21 protein-coding genes, 1 tRNA gene and 1 other RNA gene are annotated in these 18,513 nt (G+C 41.4%); 16 read left to right on the forward strand and 7 right to left on the reverse strand.

Annotated features, from left to right (window positions below):
• Positions 1-142: 142 nt before the first annotated feature.
• Positions 143-676: a hypothetical protein gene (locus tag ADG03_RS06155; RefSeq protein ID WP_003004327.1), complete on the reverse strand. Its 534-nt coding sequence runs from the start codon at positions 674-676 to the stop codon at positions 143-145.
• Positions 677-891: 215 nt separating this feature from the next.
• On the opposite strand from ADG03_RS06155, the gene ADG03_RS06160 reads away from it, so the two are divergent.
• From ADG03_RS06160 to ADG03_RS06170, 3 genes are all read left to right on the forward strand, one after another.
• The gene (locus tag ADG03_RS06160; RefSeq protein WP_024056220.1) at positions 892-1,422 is read left to right on the forward strand and encodes a hypothetical protein; all 531 of its coding nucleotides are present in this window, start codon (positions 892-894) and stop codon (positions 1,420-1,422) included.
• A gap of 209 nt (positions 1,423-1,631) precedes the next feature.
• On the forward strand, positions 1,632-2,219 hold the full coding sequence (locus ADG03_RS06165) for a type IV toxin-antitoxin system AbiEi family antitoxin domain-containing protein (RefSeq protein ID WP_003004721.1): 588 nt from the start codon (positions 1,632-1,634) through the stop codon (positions 2,217-2,219).
• Positions 2,212-3,033 (forward strand): nucleotidyl transferase AbiEii/AbiGii toxin family protein, encoded by an 822-nt coding sequence (locus ADG03_RS06170; protein ID WP_003004480.1) that lies wholly within the window; start codon positions 2,212-2,214, stop codon positions 3,031-3,033. The genes ADG03_RS06165 and ADG03_RS06170 overlap by 8 nt, the downstream gene beginning before the upstream one ends.
• Before the next feature lie 547 nt (positions 3,034-3,580).
• Here the strand turns inward: ADG03_RS06170 and ADG03_RS06175 are convergent.
• Together ADG03_RS06175 and ADG03_RS06180 are read right to left on the reverse strand one after the other, a co-directional pair.
• A complete protein-coding gene (locus ADG03_RS06175; RefSeq protein ID WP_003004261.1) occupies positions 3,581-4,096 on the reverse strand; it encodes an HdeD family acid-resistance protein in 516 nt (171 codons plus the stop codon).
• 218 nt (positions 4,097-4,314) lie between these two features.
• The gene (locus tag ADG03_RS06180; protein ID WP_049473123.1) at positions 4,315-4,827 is read right to left on the reverse strand and encodes a helix-turn-helix domain-containing protein; all 513 of its coding nucleotides are present in this window, start codon (positions 4,825-4,827) and stop codon (positions 4,315-4,317) included.
• A gap of 208 nt (positions 4,828-5,035) precedes the next feature.
• Here ADG03_RS06180 and ADG03_RS11980 point away from each other — a divergent pair, with 208 nt between their 5' ends.
• From ADG03_RS11980 to ADG03_RS06195, 4 genes are read left to right on the forward strand one after another with little or no spacing between them, the layout of a single operon-like run.
• A complete protein-coding gene (locus tag ADG03_RS11980; protein WP_080976925.1) occupies positions 5,036-5,218 on the forward strand; it encodes a hypothetical protein in 183 nt (60 codons plus the stop codon).
• Positions 5,219-5,263: 45 nt separating this feature from the next.
• Complete coding sequence (locus tag ADG03_RS06185) at positions 5,264-6,241, forward strand: replication initiation protein (protein WP_049473122.1); 978 nt, start codon at positions 5,264-5,266, stop codon at positions 6,239-6,241.
• Positions 6,242-6,252: 11 nt separating this feature from the next.
• Positions 6,253-6,441 (forward strand): DUF3173 domain-containing protein, encoded by a 189-nt coding sequence (locus ADG03_RS06190; protein ID WP_002903611.1) that lies wholly within the window; start codon positions 6,253-6,255, stop codon positions 6,439-6,441.
• Between the two features lies 1 nt (position 6,442).
• Entirely contained in the window at positions 6,443-7,582 is a 1,140-nt protein-coding gene (locus tag ADG03_RS06195) for a site-specific integrase (RefSeq protein WP_049473121.1), read from the forward strand.
• Between the two features lie 86 nt (positions 7,583-7,668).
• On the opposite strand, the gene ADG03_RS06200 is transcribed toward ADG03_RS06195, so the two are convergent.
• The 3 genes from ADG03_RS06200 to ADG03_RS06205 all read right to left on the reverse strand — a co-directional run bounded on the left by ADG03_RS06200 (position 7,669) and on the right by ADG03_RS06205 (position 9,277).
• Positions 7,669-7,741 (reverse strand) — tRNA-Lys (locus ADG03_RS06200).
• Between the two features lie 5 nt (positions 7,742-7,746).
• Positions 7,747-7,939, reverse strand: a non-coding RNA gene (ssrS, locus tag ADG03_RS11085) — 6S RNA.
• A 66-nt stretch (positions 7,940-8,005) separates the two neighbouring features.
• On the reverse strand, positions 8,006-9,277 hold the full coding sequence (locus ADG03_RS06205; RefSeq protein ID WP_049473120.1) for a replication-associated recombination protein A: 1,272 nt from the start codon (positions 9,275-9,277) through the stop codon (positions 8,006-8,008).
• 114 nt (positions 9,278-9,391) lie between these two features.
• Between ADG03_RS06205 and ADG03_RS06210 the strand changes: the two genes are divergently transcribed.
• The 8 genes from ADG03_RS06210 (at position 9,392) to dtd (ending at position 16,516) form a co-directional block, all read left to right on the forward strand.
• On the forward strand, positions 9,392-9,862 hold the full coding sequence (locus ADG03_RS06210) for a DUF3013 family protein (protein WP_049473119.1): 471 nt from the start codon (positions 9,392-9,394) through the stop codon (positions 9,860-9,862).
• A 53-nt stretch (positions 9,863-9,915) separates the two neighbouring features.
• The gene (locus ADG03_RS06215) at positions 9,916-10,458 is read left to right on the forward strand and encodes a hypothetical protein (protein WP_031574862.1); all 543 of its coding nucleotides are present in this window, start codon (positions 9,916-9,918) and stop codon (positions 10,456-10,458) included.
• Positions 10,459-10,507: 49 nt separating this feature from the next.
• Positions 10,508-10,942 (forward strand): NUDIX hydrolase, encoded by a 435-nt coding sequence (locus tag ADG03_RS06220; protein ID WP_031574864.1) that lies wholly within the window; start codon positions 10,508-10,510, stop codon positions 10,940-10,942.
• On the forward strand, positions 10,939-11,412 hold the full coding sequence (locus ADG03_RS06225; protein ID WP_031574866.1) for a GNAT family N-acetyltransferase: 474 nt from the start codon (positions 10,939-10,941) through the stop codon (positions 11,410-11,412). Before ADG03_RS06220 ends, ADG03_RS06225 begins: the two co-directional genes overlap by 4 nt.
• Positions 11,413-11,549: 137 nt before the next feature.
• Positions 11,550-12,500, forward strand: coding sequence for a 50S ribosomal protein L11 methyltransferase (prmA, locus tag ADG03_RS06230; RefSeq protein WP_152902933.1), 951 nt, complete (start codon positions 11,550-11,552; stop codon positions 12,498-12,500).
• Position 12,501: 1 nt separating this feature from the next.
• On the forward strand, positions 12,502-13,245 hold the full coding sequence (locus tag ADG03_RS06235; RefSeq protein WP_049473118.1) for a 16S rRNA (uracil(1498)-N(3))-methyltransferase: 744 nt from the start codon (positions 12,502-12,504) through the stop codon (positions 13,243-13,245).
• Between the two features lie 161 nt (positions 13,246-13,406).
• Positions 13,407-15,626: a RelA/SpoT family protein gene (locus ADG03_RS06240; RefSeq protein ID WP_049473117.1), complete on the forward strand. Its 2,220-nt coding sequence runs from the start codon at positions 13,407-13,409 to the stop codon at positions 15,624-15,626.
• Between the two features lie 446 nt (positions 15,627-16,072).
• Complete coding sequence (gene dtd / locus ADG03_RS06245) at positions 16,073-16,516, forward strand: D-aminoacyl-tRNA deacylase (RefSeq protein WP_049473116.1); 444 nt, start codon at positions 16,073-16,075, stop codon at positions 16,514-16,516.
• A gap of 21 nt (positions 16,517-16,537) precedes the next feature.
• Here the strand turns inward: dtd and ADG03_RS06250 are convergent, their stop codons facing one another.
• Positions 16,538-17,191: a metal-dependent transcriptional regulator gene (locus tag ADG03_RS06250; protein ID WP_049473115.1), complete on the reverse strand. Its 654-nt coding sequence runs from the start codon at positions 17,189-17,191 to the stop codon at positions 16,538-16,540.
• Between the two features lie 124 nt (positions 17,192-17,315).
• Between ADG03_RS06250 and ADG03_RS06255 the strand changes: the two genes are divergently transcribed.
• Complete coding sequence (locus ADG03_RS06255; RefSeq protein ID WP_049473114.1) at positions 17,316-18,341, forward strand: DUF3114 domain-containing protein; 1,026 nt, start codon at positions 17,316-17,318, stop codon at positions 18,339-18,341.
• Positions 18,342-18,513 lie beyond the last annotated feature (172 nt).

The following is an 18,513-nucleotide window of genomic DNA, read 5'->3' on the forward strand; positions in this document are numbered from 1 at the left end:
CGAAATCGAATTCTAACGAATTACCGATTTCTGTCCCACTCTCTTTTCTTTGCTATAAAACGGTTATTCGGTATTCGTTCGTCAAATACTTGGAAAGATCTTGCTATTCTAAAATTCTAATGGAGGGCTTTTTTATTACATGCTAATAGAAAAAATCAATGCCGTAGTTTTCTTTTAGATAGGTCGCTAACTCGGCTTTTTCTTCCTCTCTAAATCGACAGAGGCTAAGGGCGAGACGCAATTTCAAGGTGCTTGTATTGATGATGATGTTTGATTTAGAAATATTTTCTAACTGGGTGACTTCTCTGAGGTTAAAATCTAAATAGCAAGCCTTGCTGTTGACATGATCAGGGTCGCTAACATCCACTTCGACATAAGATGCTCGCAACAATTCTTCTTTTGGAATGAAGATTTCTTTTGAGAAGAAAAGCCCAGGGTAGACATAAATACCTTCAAAGGTGAATTCAAAGGAGACTCTGTGGCTAGTTAGTCTTTTGATGCCTGCAATTGTTGCGTAGATAGCAGCGAAAAAGAGAATGGTTGAAATCACAGTGGGAAGATTTAGTTGAGAAAAGTCGATCAATCCATGAGCGGGAGAAAAGAAAAATTGAAAGGATACACCCGCCGCAAAGATTAGATAACCGACACCAACAAATTTTGAATAATAGATTTTCATTTTGGACTCCTTACATTTCAAATGCATGAAAACTTGGAATTTCAAGTACCCTTATCATAGCGGATTCGGTGAAGAGCTGTCAAATGTTTGGTAGGGTTCTTGTGATTAGATCATTTCAGGTTATGGTATACTAGATGGAAAGTGTGGCTAGGAGTGAAATGAAAAGCTGCTGTAGAAATCATAACCGGGTCAATGCTGGTAAGAAAGGAAGACAAATGGTAACACCCCTGATATTTATTATTTCTCTCGTCTTGCTTTTGCGTCGTTTTACAAGCAAACGTTCACGAAAGATCATTGGATTCTTATATGCTTCATTTGCAGTCTGGTTTGTTTATTCGATCCTTACTTATGGAAGCTACACCCTCCAGCCTGGTCAAAGTGTTCAATTGAGAGTTTATCCCAATACGGATCAGCTAGAATATAGGTCGGAACTCCAGTTTAAAAAATTTGATGATGCTAAGTTAAAATTGTCCGGTCGAAAAGGTTGGGGGATGAAAGATAGTCACATAGTCTATAATGTTGAAAAGCAAACAATAACGGAGCTCATTTTTTTAAAAGACAAAACAGAGCGTAAAGACTTACCAAATGATAAAAGTAAGAGTTTCTATTTAGAAAACGATGGAATAGTGATTCAAGGGGAAGTAGAGGAAGTATTTGGGGTGACGGAACGAAAGCCCTACAACATCACCATCACCAATGTAGACGATAAACCAGCCCACTTTGAAGCGCGAGTGGTGGACCGGTGAACTGTGAACTGGACCTCCATCTACTCCAGCCGCTTCAGTCCAAAGAATTGGGACGATGTGACCGTCAAGGATATTTGGAGAGAGGATTTTGGAAAGTGATGTCGGAGCTATTTGTCCGGCATCTTTTTATGAATAATCGTTATTGTTACTTTTGTGCGTGTGATATGATATAATAAAAGCACAGAAGTAACAACAATAGGAATGCTGAAATGATTCAAAAACAAATACAGGAAATGCTAGATCATCAGTCTATTATTAGAACATCTGATGTAGTTAAAAAAGGGATCCCAAAGCCTTACCTAAATCGAATGGTGGAAAATGGTCAACTCATAAAGGTTGCCAGAGGGATTTATATCACCGATTGGTCTCAGTATGATGAGTATGCCATTTTCCAACTCCAACATCAAAAAGTGATTTATTCTTATCTATCAGCATTGTATCTCCATGGGCTGATAGATGTTATCCCTAAATACAAAGAAGTGACGGTCTATACAGGTTATAATCCTCATCGATTTCCTAAGGAGGTAAAAAGGCATTTCATCCAGAAAGAATTGTATGAAGTCGGTGTGACAAAGCTACAAACGTCCTTCGGAAATGAAGTAAGGGTATATGATTTGGAGAGATCGATATGCGATCTCATTCGCGAGCGACAAAAGATAGATGTGGAAATATTTTCGACTTCTTTAAAGAGATATATTCAATCTTCAAAAAAAGATCTACGAAAACTCTACAAATATGCGCGAGAGTTTCATGTGCTCGAAAACGTCCAATCATTGATGGAGGTCTTATATGAATAAAGATAGATTGATTGCTCTGTGCCATAAAATTTCAAACGAAAAACAGGTAGATTTCAATGTTGTGCTAACTTATTATTTTCTAGAAACGATACTTGCAAAGATAGCATCTAGTCCGTATAGTCATAACTTTGTATTCAAGGGAGGATTTCTTTTATCCAATATTATTGGTGTTGAAAGTCGAACAACTTCTGATATGGATTTTATTTTAGAACAATTTAAGATGGACAAATCTCTACTAGAAAGTACTTTAAAGGAAATCCTAACTGATGATTTGGTTCATTATGAAATTACTAAGATAAGTGAAATTAAAGATGAAGATCCTTATGGTGGTTATCGAATCCATATTTTATGTCGGCTTGATAATATACGTCAGACAATTCCTTTAGATATTGCGACTGGTGATCCTATTACTCCCAAATCCGTTTCCTATCGTTATCATAGTCTCTTTCAAGAGATTGACTATGAGATCGTGGCCTATAATTTGGAGACAATATTGGCTGAAAAATTAGAAACGATTTATCGAAGATCTTTCTTTAACACTCGAAGCAAGGATTTTTATGATGTGTATGTAATTTATAGTATGGAAAAAAGCCGATTGGATAGTAAAAAGCTTCGATCAGCTTGCGAGGCAACATTTTCCTATCGTCAGACAACGTTAGATGTAGTAGATTTTCAAAATATGATTGATGAGATGAAGGATGATATAACATTGGCGCGTCATTGGGAAAATTATCAGTCTCATTACCCTTATGCAACTTCTATTTCTTTCAGGGATGTTTTGGAAGTTGTTCAACAGCTATTGTTAGAATTATGATACCTAATATAGACTTTCATTAACAAACTACCTCCGAGGTGGTTTTGAGATTATAACGATGTGTTAGATAAAAGCGAGCTTTGTCATGAAGCTCGCTTATTTGTATTCATAAAAAAGTGAGCTAGGTACTCTTAAGACAAGCAAAAAAGCCTTGGTTATCAAGGCTTTTACTGTTGGAGTTTGATGCCCCCTACATGGATTTGTAAGAACTTTTCATATTGAAAATAAACAAAAATGTTGAAATATAGCTGATTTTAGGGAAATACTTTTAGGTATTTTCAATGTCAGGATTTAAAAATGGGGCAAAAGCGGGGCAAAAACGAATGACTCGTATTTTGTTTGAAAACCTATAATACCTAATGATTATGCTATTCTAGATATATAGTTTTGTTATAAATAAATGTCAGTGCGAGATCAAATTGGAGAATAAAATGGAAAAACAAATTTCTACGTAGAATGGAATGCGAAAAAGTGATAATTAAAGAGACGAAAAAGCTGAGAATATGATTTCCCAGCTTTTTTGAATGCGATAGAAATAGCAACTAGACTATTTACGAAAGGCCTCAATAATGTAGGTGAAGCCAGTAACTAAAAATGAAAAGGCAATGACATAAACGACAAAGACACCTGTAGCCACTGGATTGAACAGAATCACTAGACCTAGTAAAAATTCAAGCAAGGCTACCCACATGATATTGCTACCAATAATAGGGAAAATCAATCTTAGACGATTGCCTTTAAAGAAAGCAATAATGGCTTCTACAATTAACCAAATTCCTACAATGGTCGGAATGACGACCGGCAGGGTCACAAAGCCATAAGCAACGAGGTAAAGAGCTAAGAGAAGACTAACAAATCCTTGGAAAAGATAAACAGGTGAGCGAAGCTCTTTTGGTGCAGAGAAATAGCCTAAAATAGCTGCTATAGAAGAAACCAGTAAACCAAATGAAATCCACCAGCTGTAAGCAACAAGATTAGCTACTGGGTTTGTAAATAGGAAAAGTCCTAAAAGGACAAAAACAACTCCTGCAAGGAATAGCAGTAAACGATTAGAAAATTTCATTTCAATACCCCCTATATAGTATAGTTTGCTAATAAAACTATTGTACTTATTTTTATAGAAAATGTCAATAAAATAAATAAACAATTTGGAAGTTTCAGTCTGACTTACAAAAAGAAAAGGAGTTTTCACTCCTTTTCACAGATTGAAGACAAAGTCCTTATAAAAGTGTCTTCTAAAGATTTTAACTTCAATCTGAAGCGAGGTTATCCTCGCTTTTTCTATTTATCAAACAATTCCTTATTTTCAATTAAGAGTTCTAGTGGGGATTTATCTCTTGCTACAATAAAACCAGGTTCATATTGGTTATGAAATGTTCTTTTCTGAGAAGTTGGATCAATATACAACTCATCTCCATCTTCTGTGTATAGCTGGTTGCCTCTTGTTAGGTAAAGTAAATCCTCTAAGTACTGTCCATCAGTTTGTAGAAAATGTTCGATGTATTTGACAGCCTTTAAGATCTCACTTACTTTATCAGAGTATTCATTCGATTCAAGAACACTCTTTTCTAATTCAATCTCCTTACTCGTTCCAAAAAGTTGAGTTGGAGTTGCATTAAAATATTCTGCTATCTTATCTAAATTTGCAAAGGTGGGGTAGCTTTTTTGTTTTTCGTAGTCAGAGATGGATTGTTTACCGATTCCTAAATCTTCCGCAAGTTGAGTTTGACTCACTCCTTTTTCTATGCGTAGTCGTGCCAAATTGGGTCCAAAATTTTGAATAATAAAGGTCATGATGAACTCCTGTTTTTTATTTTAAACTTATTCTATCACCTATAAACTTACAAATCAAGTTTTTAATTGACTTCCAAAAATATTTTTTGTAAAATATATTTATAACTTAAAAATAAGTTATAAATAATACAAAATAGTTCATCTGTTTAGGAATAGTGAGTGAGGAGGAAGTTGAAGACGAGACTATGACTTATGACTATTCGAAGCCTTGGAGCTAGAAATTGTGTGGACAAGGACAAGGGACGAGCCTGACGGGAAGTCAGGCGAAGTCCTGCAGACTGCCGTCCAGACAATTTCTAGCCAAGCAAAAACTGGCTATTCTAACAGCCAGCAAAAAGGTACACTTAGGACAACGTCCAAAGAACGACGGAACGAGCAAACGTTGATTTGACGGTGTTTCTGAGACCTAAAAAATCTAAAAGAAGGGGGGACAATTTTGTTGGTTTCTATACAAGATTTAAGAAGCATTCAAGAACGATGTGAAATAGGAGAATTAGTACAGAGGTTAGATGTCAGTATTGATAGATTAACGGTTATCTGGGATACAGACACGGGTTCCCTAAGACGAATTTTCAAAAATCTGAAACAGGCAATAAGTACAAGAGTTGACTCATTTGAAATACATGATAACGTGCGAGATGATGTCTTTACTTTAGCTAAAGATTTTAATGAGTATGATTCAATCAATATTATATTTTTTCAATTATCCACTTATGGAGGTGAACAATTGATTCGGATTGATTTCAATCCTAACACTTTAAAAGAATTTGATGGAATGAAAGTATGGAGGCAATTAATGTACTTTGCCAGATTGAATTCATTGACGGTACGTTTGTCTCGTTTTGATTTGGCATTTGACATTCTCAACAGGCCTGAGATCGTTAATTTGCAACATATTAAAGGTGGTGTTACCCATAAGGTCTTCTATGGTCGAGGGGGCGAATTAGAGACGAAATATTGGGGTTCTAGCGGTAGCAATGTACAAGTTAGGTTATATGATAAGAATAAAGAAATCATTGCTCACAAGCGTGAAGAGAAGCTAGATTTGGCTGTAAATCCGTTTTGGTGGAGACTAGAGTTCCAACTCAGAACCAAAGCGATTGGTGAGGAGATGGTCCAAGATATTATGAGTAGACTTGATAATTTCGGATTTTATAAGCTAGAACATATTCGAGTGGAGCAAAGAGCATTTACAATTATCTTTCTCAACAATCCTGAACTGTTGTCATTGGCTTTTCCAAATTTAAAATCAGATAGCATCAAAAAGAAAAAAACAAGAGTCCGCAAACTATTGAGAGAAGAAACGAACCAATTTGCGGAAGAATTAAAAGAAGTATTAATACAGAATCTCCCTAAATTAAATACAGAATTACAACTGCTTGTAGGCGAGTTTCTGAATTTAGAAAATCAATAAGGAGGATAACTATGGATCATAATTTAATTAGTAACAAAGAATTAATTGAAATGGGCTATCGCCCTCACACTGCAAATGATATTATCCATCAGGCAAGAGAATTACTTGTATCACGAGGTTATACATTTTATAATCGTAAACGTTTGATGGTTGTTCCAAAAAGTGTTGTAAATGAGATTCTAGGAACAGAGGTGGCGTAATATGGCAAGTGTTCGTTATCGAAAGCGAGGAGATAGTAACTTATGGACCTATGAAATTCGTAACGAAGGAAAAACTGTTGCTCATAATAGCGGTTTTAAAACAAAAAAACTTGCAGAGTCAGAAGCTGAGCCGATTCTGCAAGAACTTCGTTTAGGGAAAAGAATTTCTAGAGATATTTCTCTTGTCGATCTCTATCAAGAATGGCTTGAACTAAAAATTCTACCGAGTAGTAGGTCGGAAGAGACAAAGAAAAAATATCTTCTCCGTAAAAACACAATTGAAAGATTATTTGGAAATAAAAAAGTCACTCAAATTCGTGCGAGTGAATACCAAAGAATAATGAATAAGTATGGGCAAACAGTTGGTAGAAATTTTCTTGGTAGATTGAATACTGGAGTTCATCAGAGCATCCAAATGGCAATTGCAGACAAAGTTCTAATAGATGATTTTACACAACATGTCGAGTTATTTTCATCCAAAGAACAACAGGTGACAGAAGAGAAATATTTACATACAGAAAAGGACTATCTGGATTTACTTTTAGCAGTAAAGAGAAAATTTGATTACCAACGTTCAATTGTTCCTTATATCGTCTATTTTCTATTAAAAACAGGCATGAGGTTTGGAGAGTTAATAGCGTTAACTTGGAATGAAGTTGATTTTGACAGAGGACTACTAAAAACATATAGGAGGTTTAATACCCTTTCTCATAAATTTGTCCCTCCAAAAAACAAAACGTCTATTCGGATGGTACCGATAGATGAAGAATGCATTAAGATATTACAAGTCCTAAAAATTGAACAGGAGAAGGCTAATAAAGAGCTAGGAATCAAGAATAGGTATAAAATGATTTTCCAGCATTATGGATATATTCACTTGGTACCAGATATTGCAAGTGTCAATAAAGCTTTGAGTGTTCTCTTAAATGAGTTGGACATTTATCCAATTATCACGACAAAAGGAGCACGTCACACCTATGGAAGCTACCTCTGGCACAAAGGGTTTGACCTTGGAGTTATTGCAAAAATTCTAGGGCATAGAGATATTTCAATGTTGGTAGAAGTATATGGACACACTTTAGAAGAGAAAATTTTTGAGGAATTTAATCAAATCAGAGATATCTGGAAAGATTGCTCATAAAAAAATGTGGGGCAAACGATGGGGCAAATGCTCTTAAGACAAGCAAAAAAGCCTTGGTTATCAAGGCTTTTACTGTTGAAGTTTGATGCCCCCTACAGGGCTCGAACCTGTGACCCATAGATTAAGAGTCTACTGCTCTACCAACTGAGCTAAGGAGGCAAATATAAAAAGCTGTATTGGTGCCGAAACTTCACGATTTGTATTGAACCCGCGCAATTAAGCAGGTGGGCAACTCGCTCTGACTTAGCTGCTTCCGCGTGAAACGGCCTGCATACTGCCAGAAGTCTTTTGTTTCCCTAATAATACAAAAAATAGTCGGTCAACACTTAAGTGTGAGTTCGTACACCACAGCGTTTCTATATGTATATGATACCACATTTTGGAAATATTTCAAGAAAAAATCTCATTTTTTTGAAACCGATGTCACTTTTTCTTAAATTGATCAATCTTCTCCTTGGTGGCTCCGAGAGCACGCTCGTACTTGCCATTTTCATTGGGAATAAAGTAGGAAGCGTGTTTGAGCTTTTCTGGCAGGTAGTCTTGCTTGACCCAGTTGCCAGGGTAGTTGTGGGGATATTTATAGTTTTGCGCATTTCCCAGTTCCTTGCTTCCGGAATAATGACCATCGCGGAGGTGGCGAGGAATGGGAAGGTTGCCAGAACTTCTAAGATCAGCTAGCGCCTTGTCCATGGCAACGTAGGCTGAGTTGGACTTAGGCGAAAGGGCTAGATCGATGACGATGTTGGCGATGAGAATGCGGGCCTCAGGAAAGCCGATGCGCTCCGCTGCCTGAAGGGCTGTTACGGTATGGATCTGCGCATCTGGATTGGCCAGGCCGATATCCTCATAGGCGATGACGGTCAAGCGACGAGCTAGGCTGGGTAGATCTCCAGCTTCGATCAAACGAGCGGCGTAGTGAAGACTGGCATCGACATCCGAACCACGGATAGACTTTTGCAGGGCAGAGAGCACATCGTAGTGGCCGTCTCCATCTTTATCCATGGTGATGTAACTGCGCTGGAGGCTGTTTTCCATGATCTCTAGCGTAATATGACGGATGCCTTCCGCATTTTCAGAGGTCGACAGCACAGCCAGATCGAGAGAATTAAAGGCGGAACGAAGATCTCCATTGGTCGAGGTAGCGATGAAATCCAAAGCGTCCTCATCGAGCACGACTGGAAAATCAAAGCCACGCTCGGGATCATCTAGCGCCGTTTTTAGAGCTTGCTTGACCTCCTCCGTCGTCAACGGTTCCAGCTCAAAGATTTGTACGCGGCTACGAATAGCGGGTGTGACAGAGAAAAAGGGATTTTCAGTCGTTGCACCGATCATGATGACTAGACCGCTTTCGAGCAAAGGCAGGAGAAAATCTTGCTTGGTTTTATCAAGGCGATGGATTTCGTCCAAAAGCAGGACCAAACCACCAGAAAATTTGGCCTCCTCTGCGATTTCTTGGAGGCGTTTTTTACTGTCAACCGTTGCATTAAAGGTCCGAAAGGCATACTTGGTCGTTCCTGCGATCGCAGAAGCAATACTGGTCTTTCCGATGCCCGGAGGTCCATAGAGAATCATAGAGGACAGACGGTTGGCTTCGACCATGCGACGAATGATTTTGCCTTCTCCAACCAGGTGCTGTTGACCGATGACTTGATCGATCGTCCGTGGTCGCATACGGAGTGCGAGATTGTCAGGCATTTCCTTCTCCTTTCTAGCTTTGTCTCCTTTCAAAGAGGCAGTTTTTATGGTAAGATTGTAGTAACTATTGTAACATATTCCGCTCTAAGAGTGGGAAATTAGAAAGAGGACGCTATGTCTAAATACGGATTTTTGGATGTTTTAGAAGAGGAGATGGACAAGGTTTTTCCCTTTGATTTTGAGATCAATTGGGATAAGAAAAACCACGCGGTAGAAGTGGCTTTTCTCTTGGAAGCGCAGAATACGGGAGGGGTTGCACTGGTTGATGAAGATGGCGAAGAGTCTGATGAGGATATTTTCTTTGAAGAAGCCGTGCTCTTCTACAATCCTGCCAAGTCTTATGTGGAAGAAGATGCCTATTTAACAGCGATTCCTTATGAGCCTAAAAAAGGCTTGTCTCGTGAATTTCTAGCTTATTTTGCGACTTTCCTCCGAGATACAGCTGAGCTGGCCTTGGATGAGCTCATGGATTTCTTGGCAGACGAAGAAGCAGAGAGCTTTGAGATCGTCTGGAACCAAGAAGTTTTTGAAGAAGGCAAAGTTGGCCTAGAAGAAAGCACCTTTTATCCCTATCCGAGATATTAGAAAAGATTCTAAGTGTTTTTTTGAATACTGGATTCAAGGAGAAGGGGAAAACTATGCTAGAAAAAGTCAAACAGTTTTTCAGGAGAAGGTCAGATAAATCTGAGCAATCAGTTTGCATTCTGCCCCGCAATCGCTTTGCGAATTTAGATTTTGAGCGAGTATTGAAGTCAGGAACTCGTTGTTGTGTTGATGAAGATGGGCACTATGTTGAGGATGGTAAAATCACATTATTTGAATTTTCTATAGACTTTGCAGAATTTGAGTTCATAGGTGATTTCAAAATTGAGGAGGAAGATCAGTTTAAGCAACTATTAGCTCGTTTGAATAGTTTTGACAATGCCATTCAGTCCCATTTGGAAAGCGAGTTGCAACAACCCATCCCTCAGTATGCTAAGGATCTAGGCTATACTCAGAAGAGGTGGGAGAAAACCTTTTACTTCCATCCTTGGATATTAAGTTTTGAGGAAAACCCGCCTAATCTTCGCTATGTTGCAGATTATGTAAATGATGAGTTTACGGTTTATTTTGCTAAAAAACATGGCAGATGGCAAGCATACTGGGATGCAGAGTGCCAAAAAGTAATCGAAGAAAGCTAGCTCGTATTTTCCTAGAGAGTAATTGTTATCATAGAAAAGAGTAAATATCATGGAATTATTGGATAGCAGAATGGATTTCCAAGGTTGCAAGATTGCCTTGATTTGTGGGGATAAGGTCTTGACTATCTTACGTGATGACAAGGACGATATCCCTTGTCCCAACATGTGGGAGTTGCCAGGTGGTGGTCGTGAAGGAAACGAAAGCCCTTTCGAGTGCGCAGCGCGTGAAGTTTATGAGGAATTGGGAATTCATTTAGATGAAGACTGTCTGCTTTGGAGCAAGATTTATCCTAGCGTAATCTTTAAAGACAAGCAATCGGTCTTTATGGTTGGTCAGCTAAGACAAGAACAATTTGACAATATTACCTTTGGGAATGAAGGACAGGCCTATAAACTGATGCCTATTGAGGAATTTTTGAAGTCTAAACAGGCAGTGCCTCAGCTACAGGGGAGATTGAGGGATTATTTGGAGGAAGGTTTATGATAACACTTGTTCGAGCGGGAGCAGAGGATTTAGAAACTATTATTGCAATTCAGAGAGCTAGCTTTAAGGCTGTTTATGAAAAATACCATGATGAATATGACCCTTATCTCGAGGACCGTGAACGAATCAAATGGAAACTGGCAGAGCGTCCCAATAGCTATTACTACTTTGTAAAAAAAGATGAAGAAAACATCGGATTTTTACGAGTTCAGACCAATGAAGAGTTAACGGAAGCTTGGTTAGGGACCGCAGCGATTTTGCCTCCGTATCAGGGAAAAGGGTATGGTTCTGAGGGACTGAGATTGCTAGAAGAGGAATTGTCAACCATCACACAATGGGATTTGTGTACGGTATTACAGGATGCGAGAATGGTTGCCTTCTACGAGAAAAATGGCTACCGTCAAACTCATATCGAGCCTGAAAAAGAAGGTATGGATATGGTCTACATGAAAAAATTGATTGACAAATAGAAAGGATGGTTCGGTTAAATTTCTAAACTGAACCTGCCCTAAACACTGTGCCAAAAATATAAACTTCTCTTAGACACAAGTGTCTTCAGAGAGTGTCCTATTTTGGCTTTGTGTTTTACGGGCTTGGTATCTTAATGATGGAAACATGGCAAGAGTTAAAAGTTACAGTGAAGCGTGAGGGAGAAGAGCTGGTCTCTAATCTCTTGATCGAGTTAGGCGCCCAAGGGGTTGCGATTGAAGACAGTATGGACTATGTGGGAAATGTCGACCGCTTTGGTGAGATTTTTCCTGAGGTCGAGCAGCAAGAAGAAATCGTGGTGACGGCCTACTACCCGGAAACGGTTGATGTAGCAGCGGTTGAAGCGGATTTGCAGGCTCGCTTAGCAGAATTGACTGACTTTATGGATCTAGGAGAGATCAAGATGGGCACGACTGCCTTGGCTGAGGAAGACTGGGCGGACAACTGGAAGAAGTACTATGAACCAGCTCGCATTACCCATGACTTGACTATCGTGCCGTCATGGACAGACTATGAAGCGACTGCTGGAGAAAAGATTATCAAGCTGGATCCTGGTATGGCCTTTGGAACAGGAACCCATCCGACAACCAAGATGAGCCTCTTTGCCTTAGAGCAGGTTCTCCGTGGTGGCGAAACGGTGCTAGATGTAGGGACAGGTTCAGGTGTCCTTTCCATTGCTAGCTCCCTTCTCGGTGCCAAGGAAATCTTCGCCTATGATCTCGACGATGTGGCGGTTCGCGTCGCTCAGGAAAATATTGAGCTCAATCCGGGCATGGAAAACATTCATGTAGCCCCAGGCGATTTGCTGAAAGGCGTGGAGATTGAGGCAGATGTCATCGTGGCCAACATCTTGGCGGATATTCTTATCCATCTGACAGATGATGCTTATCGTTTGGTCAAGGACGAAGGCTACCTGATCATGAGTGGCATTATCAAGGACAAATGGGACATGGTACGTGAGTCGGCTGAGTCGGCTGGATTTTTCCTTGAAACCCACATGATCCAAGGGGAATGGAATGCCTGCGTCTTCAAGAAGACCAAGGATGTCTCCGGTGTGATTGGAGGCTAGCATGCAGCAGTATTTTGTAAAAGGCTTGGCTAGCTCACCTGTCACCATCGAGGACAAGGAAACCAGCAAGCACATGTTTCAGGTCATGCGCTTGAAAGAAGACGATGAGGTGACTTTAGTCTTTGATGATGGGATTAAGCGCTTGGCGCGCGTGGTCAATGTGGAGTCCCGTCAATTGGAGCTGATTGAAGAATTAGCTGACAATGTGGAACTGCCAGTTCAAGTGACCATTGCATCAGGCTTTCCCAAGGGAGATAAGCTGGAGTTCATCACTCAAAAAGTAACAGAACTCGGTGCCAGCCAAATCTGGGCCTTCCCTGCAGACTGGTCAGTGGCCAAGTGGGACGGCAAAAAATTGGGTAAAAAGCTCGAAAAACTAGAAAAAATCGCCCTTGGAGCAGCAGAGCAAAGCAAGCGTAACTTCGTTCCAAGTATCACCCTTTTTGAGAAAAAGGCAGACTTTCTAGCACAGCTTGATCAGTTTGATCGCATCGTGGTGGCCTATGAAGAGTCAGCTAAAGAGGGGGAGGCAGCTACTCTGATTCAGTCGCTGACCGGATTAGAAGCTGGAAGTAAACTACTCTTTATCTTTGGACCAGAGGGCGGTCTATCCCCTGCAGAAATTGAAAGTTTTACAGCTCAGGGAGCAGTGTTAGCAGGACTTGGTCCTCGCATCCTACGAGCAGAAACAGCCCCACTCTATGCTCTCAGTGCCGTGAGCGTTGTTACAGAATTAATGAACTAACGAAGTGAAGGAATCGCTTCGTTATTTTTTTACAAGAATGATGAAAGCAAGGTGGCTCCCAGAATGATCTTCGAGAAGTATCCGTATATTAAAGTAGCTTCATTGGTTCCCATCTGCTTCTAAAAGTGTTAAAATAGTATCCAAGAAATTGGAGAAAACGAATGCCGAAAGAAGAGAATTTAACAGGGGACCAAGTCGTTGCCCTTACAAAAAAATATTTATCACCTGAAGATGTTGCTTTTGTACAAAAGGCTTTGGTCTATGCGGTTGATTGCCATAATGGGCAATTCCGTCAGTCTGGCGAGCCTTATATCATTCACCCGATTCAAGTAGCAGGGATCCTTGCCAAGCTGAAACTGGATGCTGTGACGGTCGCCTGTGGCTTTTTGCATGATGTCGTGGAAGATACGGATGCGACTTTAGATGATTTAGAGCGCGAATTTGGTCATGATGTGCGCGTGATTGTCGATGGGGTGACCAAGCTCGGGAAGGTCAAGTACAAGTCCCATGAAGAGCAGTTAGCGGAAAACCATCGCAAGATGCTCATGGCCATGTCTCAAGATATCCGTGTCATTTTGGTCAAATTGGCAGACCGCTTGCATAATATGCGTACCCTCAAGCATTTGCGCAAGGATAAACAAGAGCGCATTTCGCGTGAGACCATGGAGATCTATGCACCGCTAGCCCACCGTCTCGGGATTTCCAGCGTCAAGTGGGAGCTTGAGGATTTGTCCTTCCGTTATCTGAATGAAGTCGAATTCTACAAGATTTCGCATATGATGAAGGAAAAACGTCGCGAGCGAGAAGAGTTGGTCGAAGAGGTTGTCCACAAGATTGAGACCTATGCTGGGGAACGCCATCTGCATGGGAAAATTTATGGTCGACCAAAGCATATCTATTCGATCTATCGCAAGATGCAGGATAAGAAGAAACGCTTTGATGAAATCTATGACTTGATTGCCATCCGCTGTATCCTGGACACTCCAAGCGATGTCTATGCTATGCTAGGCTACATCCATGAGCTCTGGAAGCCAATGCCAGGGCGTTTTAAGGACTATATTGCCAACCGGAAGGCCAATGGCTATCAGTCTATCCATACGACTGTATATGGCCCTAAAGGACCGATTGAATTCCAGATCCGAACCAAGGAAATGCACGAAGTCGCTGAGTATGGGGTTGCGGCTCACTGGGCCTATAAAAAAGGGATCAAGGGTCAAGTCAACAGCAAGGAATCGGCTATTGGGATGAACTGGATCAAGGAGATGATGGAACTCCAAGACCAGTCAGGCGATGCCAAAGAATTTGTTGAAAATGTAAAAGAGGACATCCTGGCAGAAGAAATTTACGTCTTCACACCAGATGGAACCGTGCGCTCGCTTCCGAAAGATTCCGGACCGATCGATTTTGCCTATGAAATCCACACTAAGGTTGGGGAAAAAGCGATTGGTGCCAAGGTCAACGGCCGGATGGTGCCCCTCAATACCAAACTTCGGACGGGAGATCAGGTGGAGATTATCACCAATGCCAACTCCTTTGGTCCGAGCCGTGACTGGCTAACCCTTGTCAAAACCAGCAAGGCGCGTAACAAGATCCGTCAGTTCTTTAAAAATCAAGATAAGGAATTGTCGATTAACCGGGGTCGTGACCTCTTGATGGCCCAATTCCACGAGCATGACTTGGTAGCCAATAAGTTCATGGACAAAAAGCACATGGACAAGGTCTTGCAAAAGACCAGTTACAAGACCGAAGAGGCCTTGTTTGCAGCCATCGGTTTTGGAGAAGTGGGAGCTATTTCTATCTTTAACCGTTTGACGGAAGAAGAGCGTCGCGAAGAAGAGCGGGCTAAGGCACGCGCAGAAGCAGAAGAGCTGGTCAAAGGTGGCGAGGTCAAGGTTGAAAATAAAAAAGATACCTTGAAGGTCCGTCATGAAGGTGGCGTGGTTATCCAAGGAGCTTCTGGCCTCTTGATTCGGATTGCTAAGTGCTGTAACCCAGTTCCAGGCGATGAAATTGTCGGCTACATTACCAAAGGGCGTGGGGTCGCCATTCACCGCCGAGACTGTATGAATCTTCGTGCTCAAGACAACTACGAGCAACGCTTGATTGATGTAGAATGGGAAGATAACAACACGACCAAAGATTATATCGCCCACATCGATATTTACGGACTCAACCGTGCCGGACTTCTTAACGATGTACTCCAAGTCCTCTCCAATACAGCTAAGATGGTCTCAACCGTCAATGCCCAACCAACCAAAGACATGAAATTTGCCAATATCCACATTTCCTTTGGAATTCCAAACCTGTCTATGTTGACAACAGTTGTGGATAAGATTAAGAGTGTGCCGGAGGTGTACTCTGTTAAGCGTACCAACGGCTAGTCTTCTGCGAAAATCGACTTCATACTGCGTTAGTTTCGACTGGCCTTACTACAGTTATGCCTGCGTCTCACTGCCTTGTCTGATGTCGATTTTCTTTGAAGAAGCTAGGACGTGCTCAGAACTCTTTTATTGCTTCGTTAGCTCGTCTCGCCGTACTACAGTACTGTCTTCGTCTCGCTGCCTCGCACTAAAAGCAACTGAACAGCCTTTACTTTTCAGATTGTGTGCCTGCGTCTCACTGCCTTGTCTGATGTCGATTTTCTTTGAAGAGGCTAGGACGTGCTTAGAACTCTTTTATTGCTTCGTTTCGTTGCCTTACTCTAAAAGCAACTGAACAGCCTTTGATTTTTAGATAGTGTGCCTGCGTCTCACTGCCTTGTCTGTGGTTGATGTTCTTTCAAGGGTAGCAGTGAATGCTCAATAGATTTATAAAATAGGATAATAAAATGAAATTAGTGATTCAACGGGTCAAGAGTGCCTCGGTTTCCATTGATGGTCAAGTCTACAATGCGATCCAGCAAGGCTTGCTGCTCTTAGTGGGAGTAGGGCCTGAGGATGACCAGAAGGATTTGGAGTATGCGGTCCGCAAGGTATCGCAGATGCGTATTTTCTCAGATGAGGAAGATAAGATGAATCTTTCGGTCAAAGATATTCAAGGAGAAATCTTGTCGATCTCTCAATTTACCCTCTTTGCGGAGACAAAAAAAGGCAACCGTCCTGCTTTTATAGGGGCTGCCAAGCCAGATATGGCCAGTCAGTTATATGATGCCTTTAATGATCAATTAGAAAAAGAAGTCCCTGTCAAACGAGGGATCTTTGGAGCCGATATGGCGATTGAATTGATCAATGATGGTCCAGTGACGATTTTGCTAGATACAAAAAATCCATAAATAAGAAAACATGCAGTCGGATTAGACTGCATGTTTTTCGATATAGAGTTGTTGGGCGATCACTTGGTTGATAGAAATTTCTTGTCCATGGATAACGAAGTGATAGAGCCCTGTGTAGTCATCGTACCGTTGAAACGCGATGGTATCGCCGATTTGGAGATGAATCTGGTCTAAGAATTTTAACAATTCATAGGTGTCATAGACCCTTTGCAGAATATACAGACCAGGCTCAGTTGTTTCGCTGAGACGGTCTTGGTAGGCTTCTACAAGCCTTTCGCCTTTCTTTGGAATTGTCCCACCGTGAGGGCAAGTTTTAGGGTTTCCAAGCATGTGATCCAGCCGGTCGATGAAATGTTCAGAAACAGTATGCTCGAGAACTTCTGCCTCTTCATGGACTTCTTCAGTTGTGTAGCCAAGTTTTTCCAGCAGAAATACTTCGATCAAGCGGTGCTTGCGGTAGAGATCAGAGACCAATTGCGAGCCCAGATCTGTTAGTAGATAGCCATGGGTTTTATCTTTCACTAGGAGACCCTCATAGACCATCCGCTTAATCATCTCAGTCACAGCGGGTGGAGAGACCTGCATGCGACTAGCGATTTCCTTATTACTGATTTTTTCTACTTCTGTGCCAATTTCATAAATACACTTGAGGTAATCTTCTTTGTTTGGTGTCATGCTTTCCTCTTTTCTTCGCTCACTTCTAGTATATCAAAAAAATCCTCAAAAACGCTAGTGGAGTAATGAGAATTGTCTCAAGCTCCAAAAGATGGTAGTATAGAATCATAGAAAGGACGGCATCATGAACAGACGGGAATTAGCGAGACTAGGCTGGAGAGAAAATAGTTTAGCCTATCTAGAGAAGCACTTGCAGGGATACAAAGATCCACAAGCCTACCAAGAACAATATCAGTCTGTCTTTTTCTTTGCCAGTCCTCTGTTTCAAAACATGTGGTTTCAAGAGATCAAGGATCTAACGGAAACTGCTGCCCAAGACTTGCTGAGGGGCGTCATGAAAATTCTCCTCATGCCGAGTGACTTGTCTGGAACTTGTGAAGAAACAGCCTTTCTTCTGAGTAGGATGGGTCCCGATTGTCCACCAGGTTCCGACTTTTGGAAGGCTTTTTCACGCGTCGTGCAGGTGGCCTTTGAAAAGGATCCCTTAGCAGATCAGTCGGGAGACCAGCTCTTGAAACGCCAGGTTCACCAGTTGCGCTACCTACTTTCAAGTTACCAGGCACAATGGATTCGGACGCATGAGGCCAGAACTGGACAGACTGACGAGGAGGCCTTACAAGCTTACCTACAGGAGGCTAGAGCGGTCACGGTGGATGCTTATGCGGCTGCTCGTCTTCATAACAAGGTCTCCCTAAGGCCAGATGGTCACCTTCATTATCCATCAGGGGCCTCCCAACAAGTTAATTTCAAGGTCTTGTTAAATTTTCATACGGAGTATATCCTCGATCAAGCTGGGCATTTCCTCAATGAAGTCGATCCAGTAGAAGTTTCTGAAAATGGCATTGTCAATGGTGCCAGTTTTAACTACGGGTTGGCTAGGGGCCGGACCCATAAGGACTTAGATATTGACCCCGTCAAAGCGTGGGACCCAGCCTTTCGCAAGCAGGTCCTCTATCAGCAAGGTGTTCGCTATCTAGCTCCGAAGAATGACCGAGGAGAGCAAGGTTATTGGAGTCGAAAAGGAGTTTTTGCACAGGGAGGTAAGAGCTATAAGCAACAAGTGGCAAAGCGCGTGCGAAGCTTCCTACAAGGCATCCCTCGCTTACGCTGGCGGGTCCTCCTCCAAAATGGGCTCCATCGGATTTTATAGCAACGATAGAACTGTTATTTTACATAAAATAGCCTAAGAGATTCTTAAAAGAAGTTAAAACAGTTAAGTTCTTAGAGCTGATCTATCAGGTGATGGGCCTTTCCGCTGTGAGAAAAGTGCTTGAAACATGGTTGTTTCAAGTACTCGGGAGTTTTGAAACGTTAGGTTCAAA

Origin of the sequence: Streptococcus parasanguinis (assembly GCF_001069785.1) — a bacterium.
Lineage (GTDB): Bacteria > Bacillota > Bacilli > Lactobacillales > Streptococcaceae > Streptococcus > Streptococcus parasanguinis_T.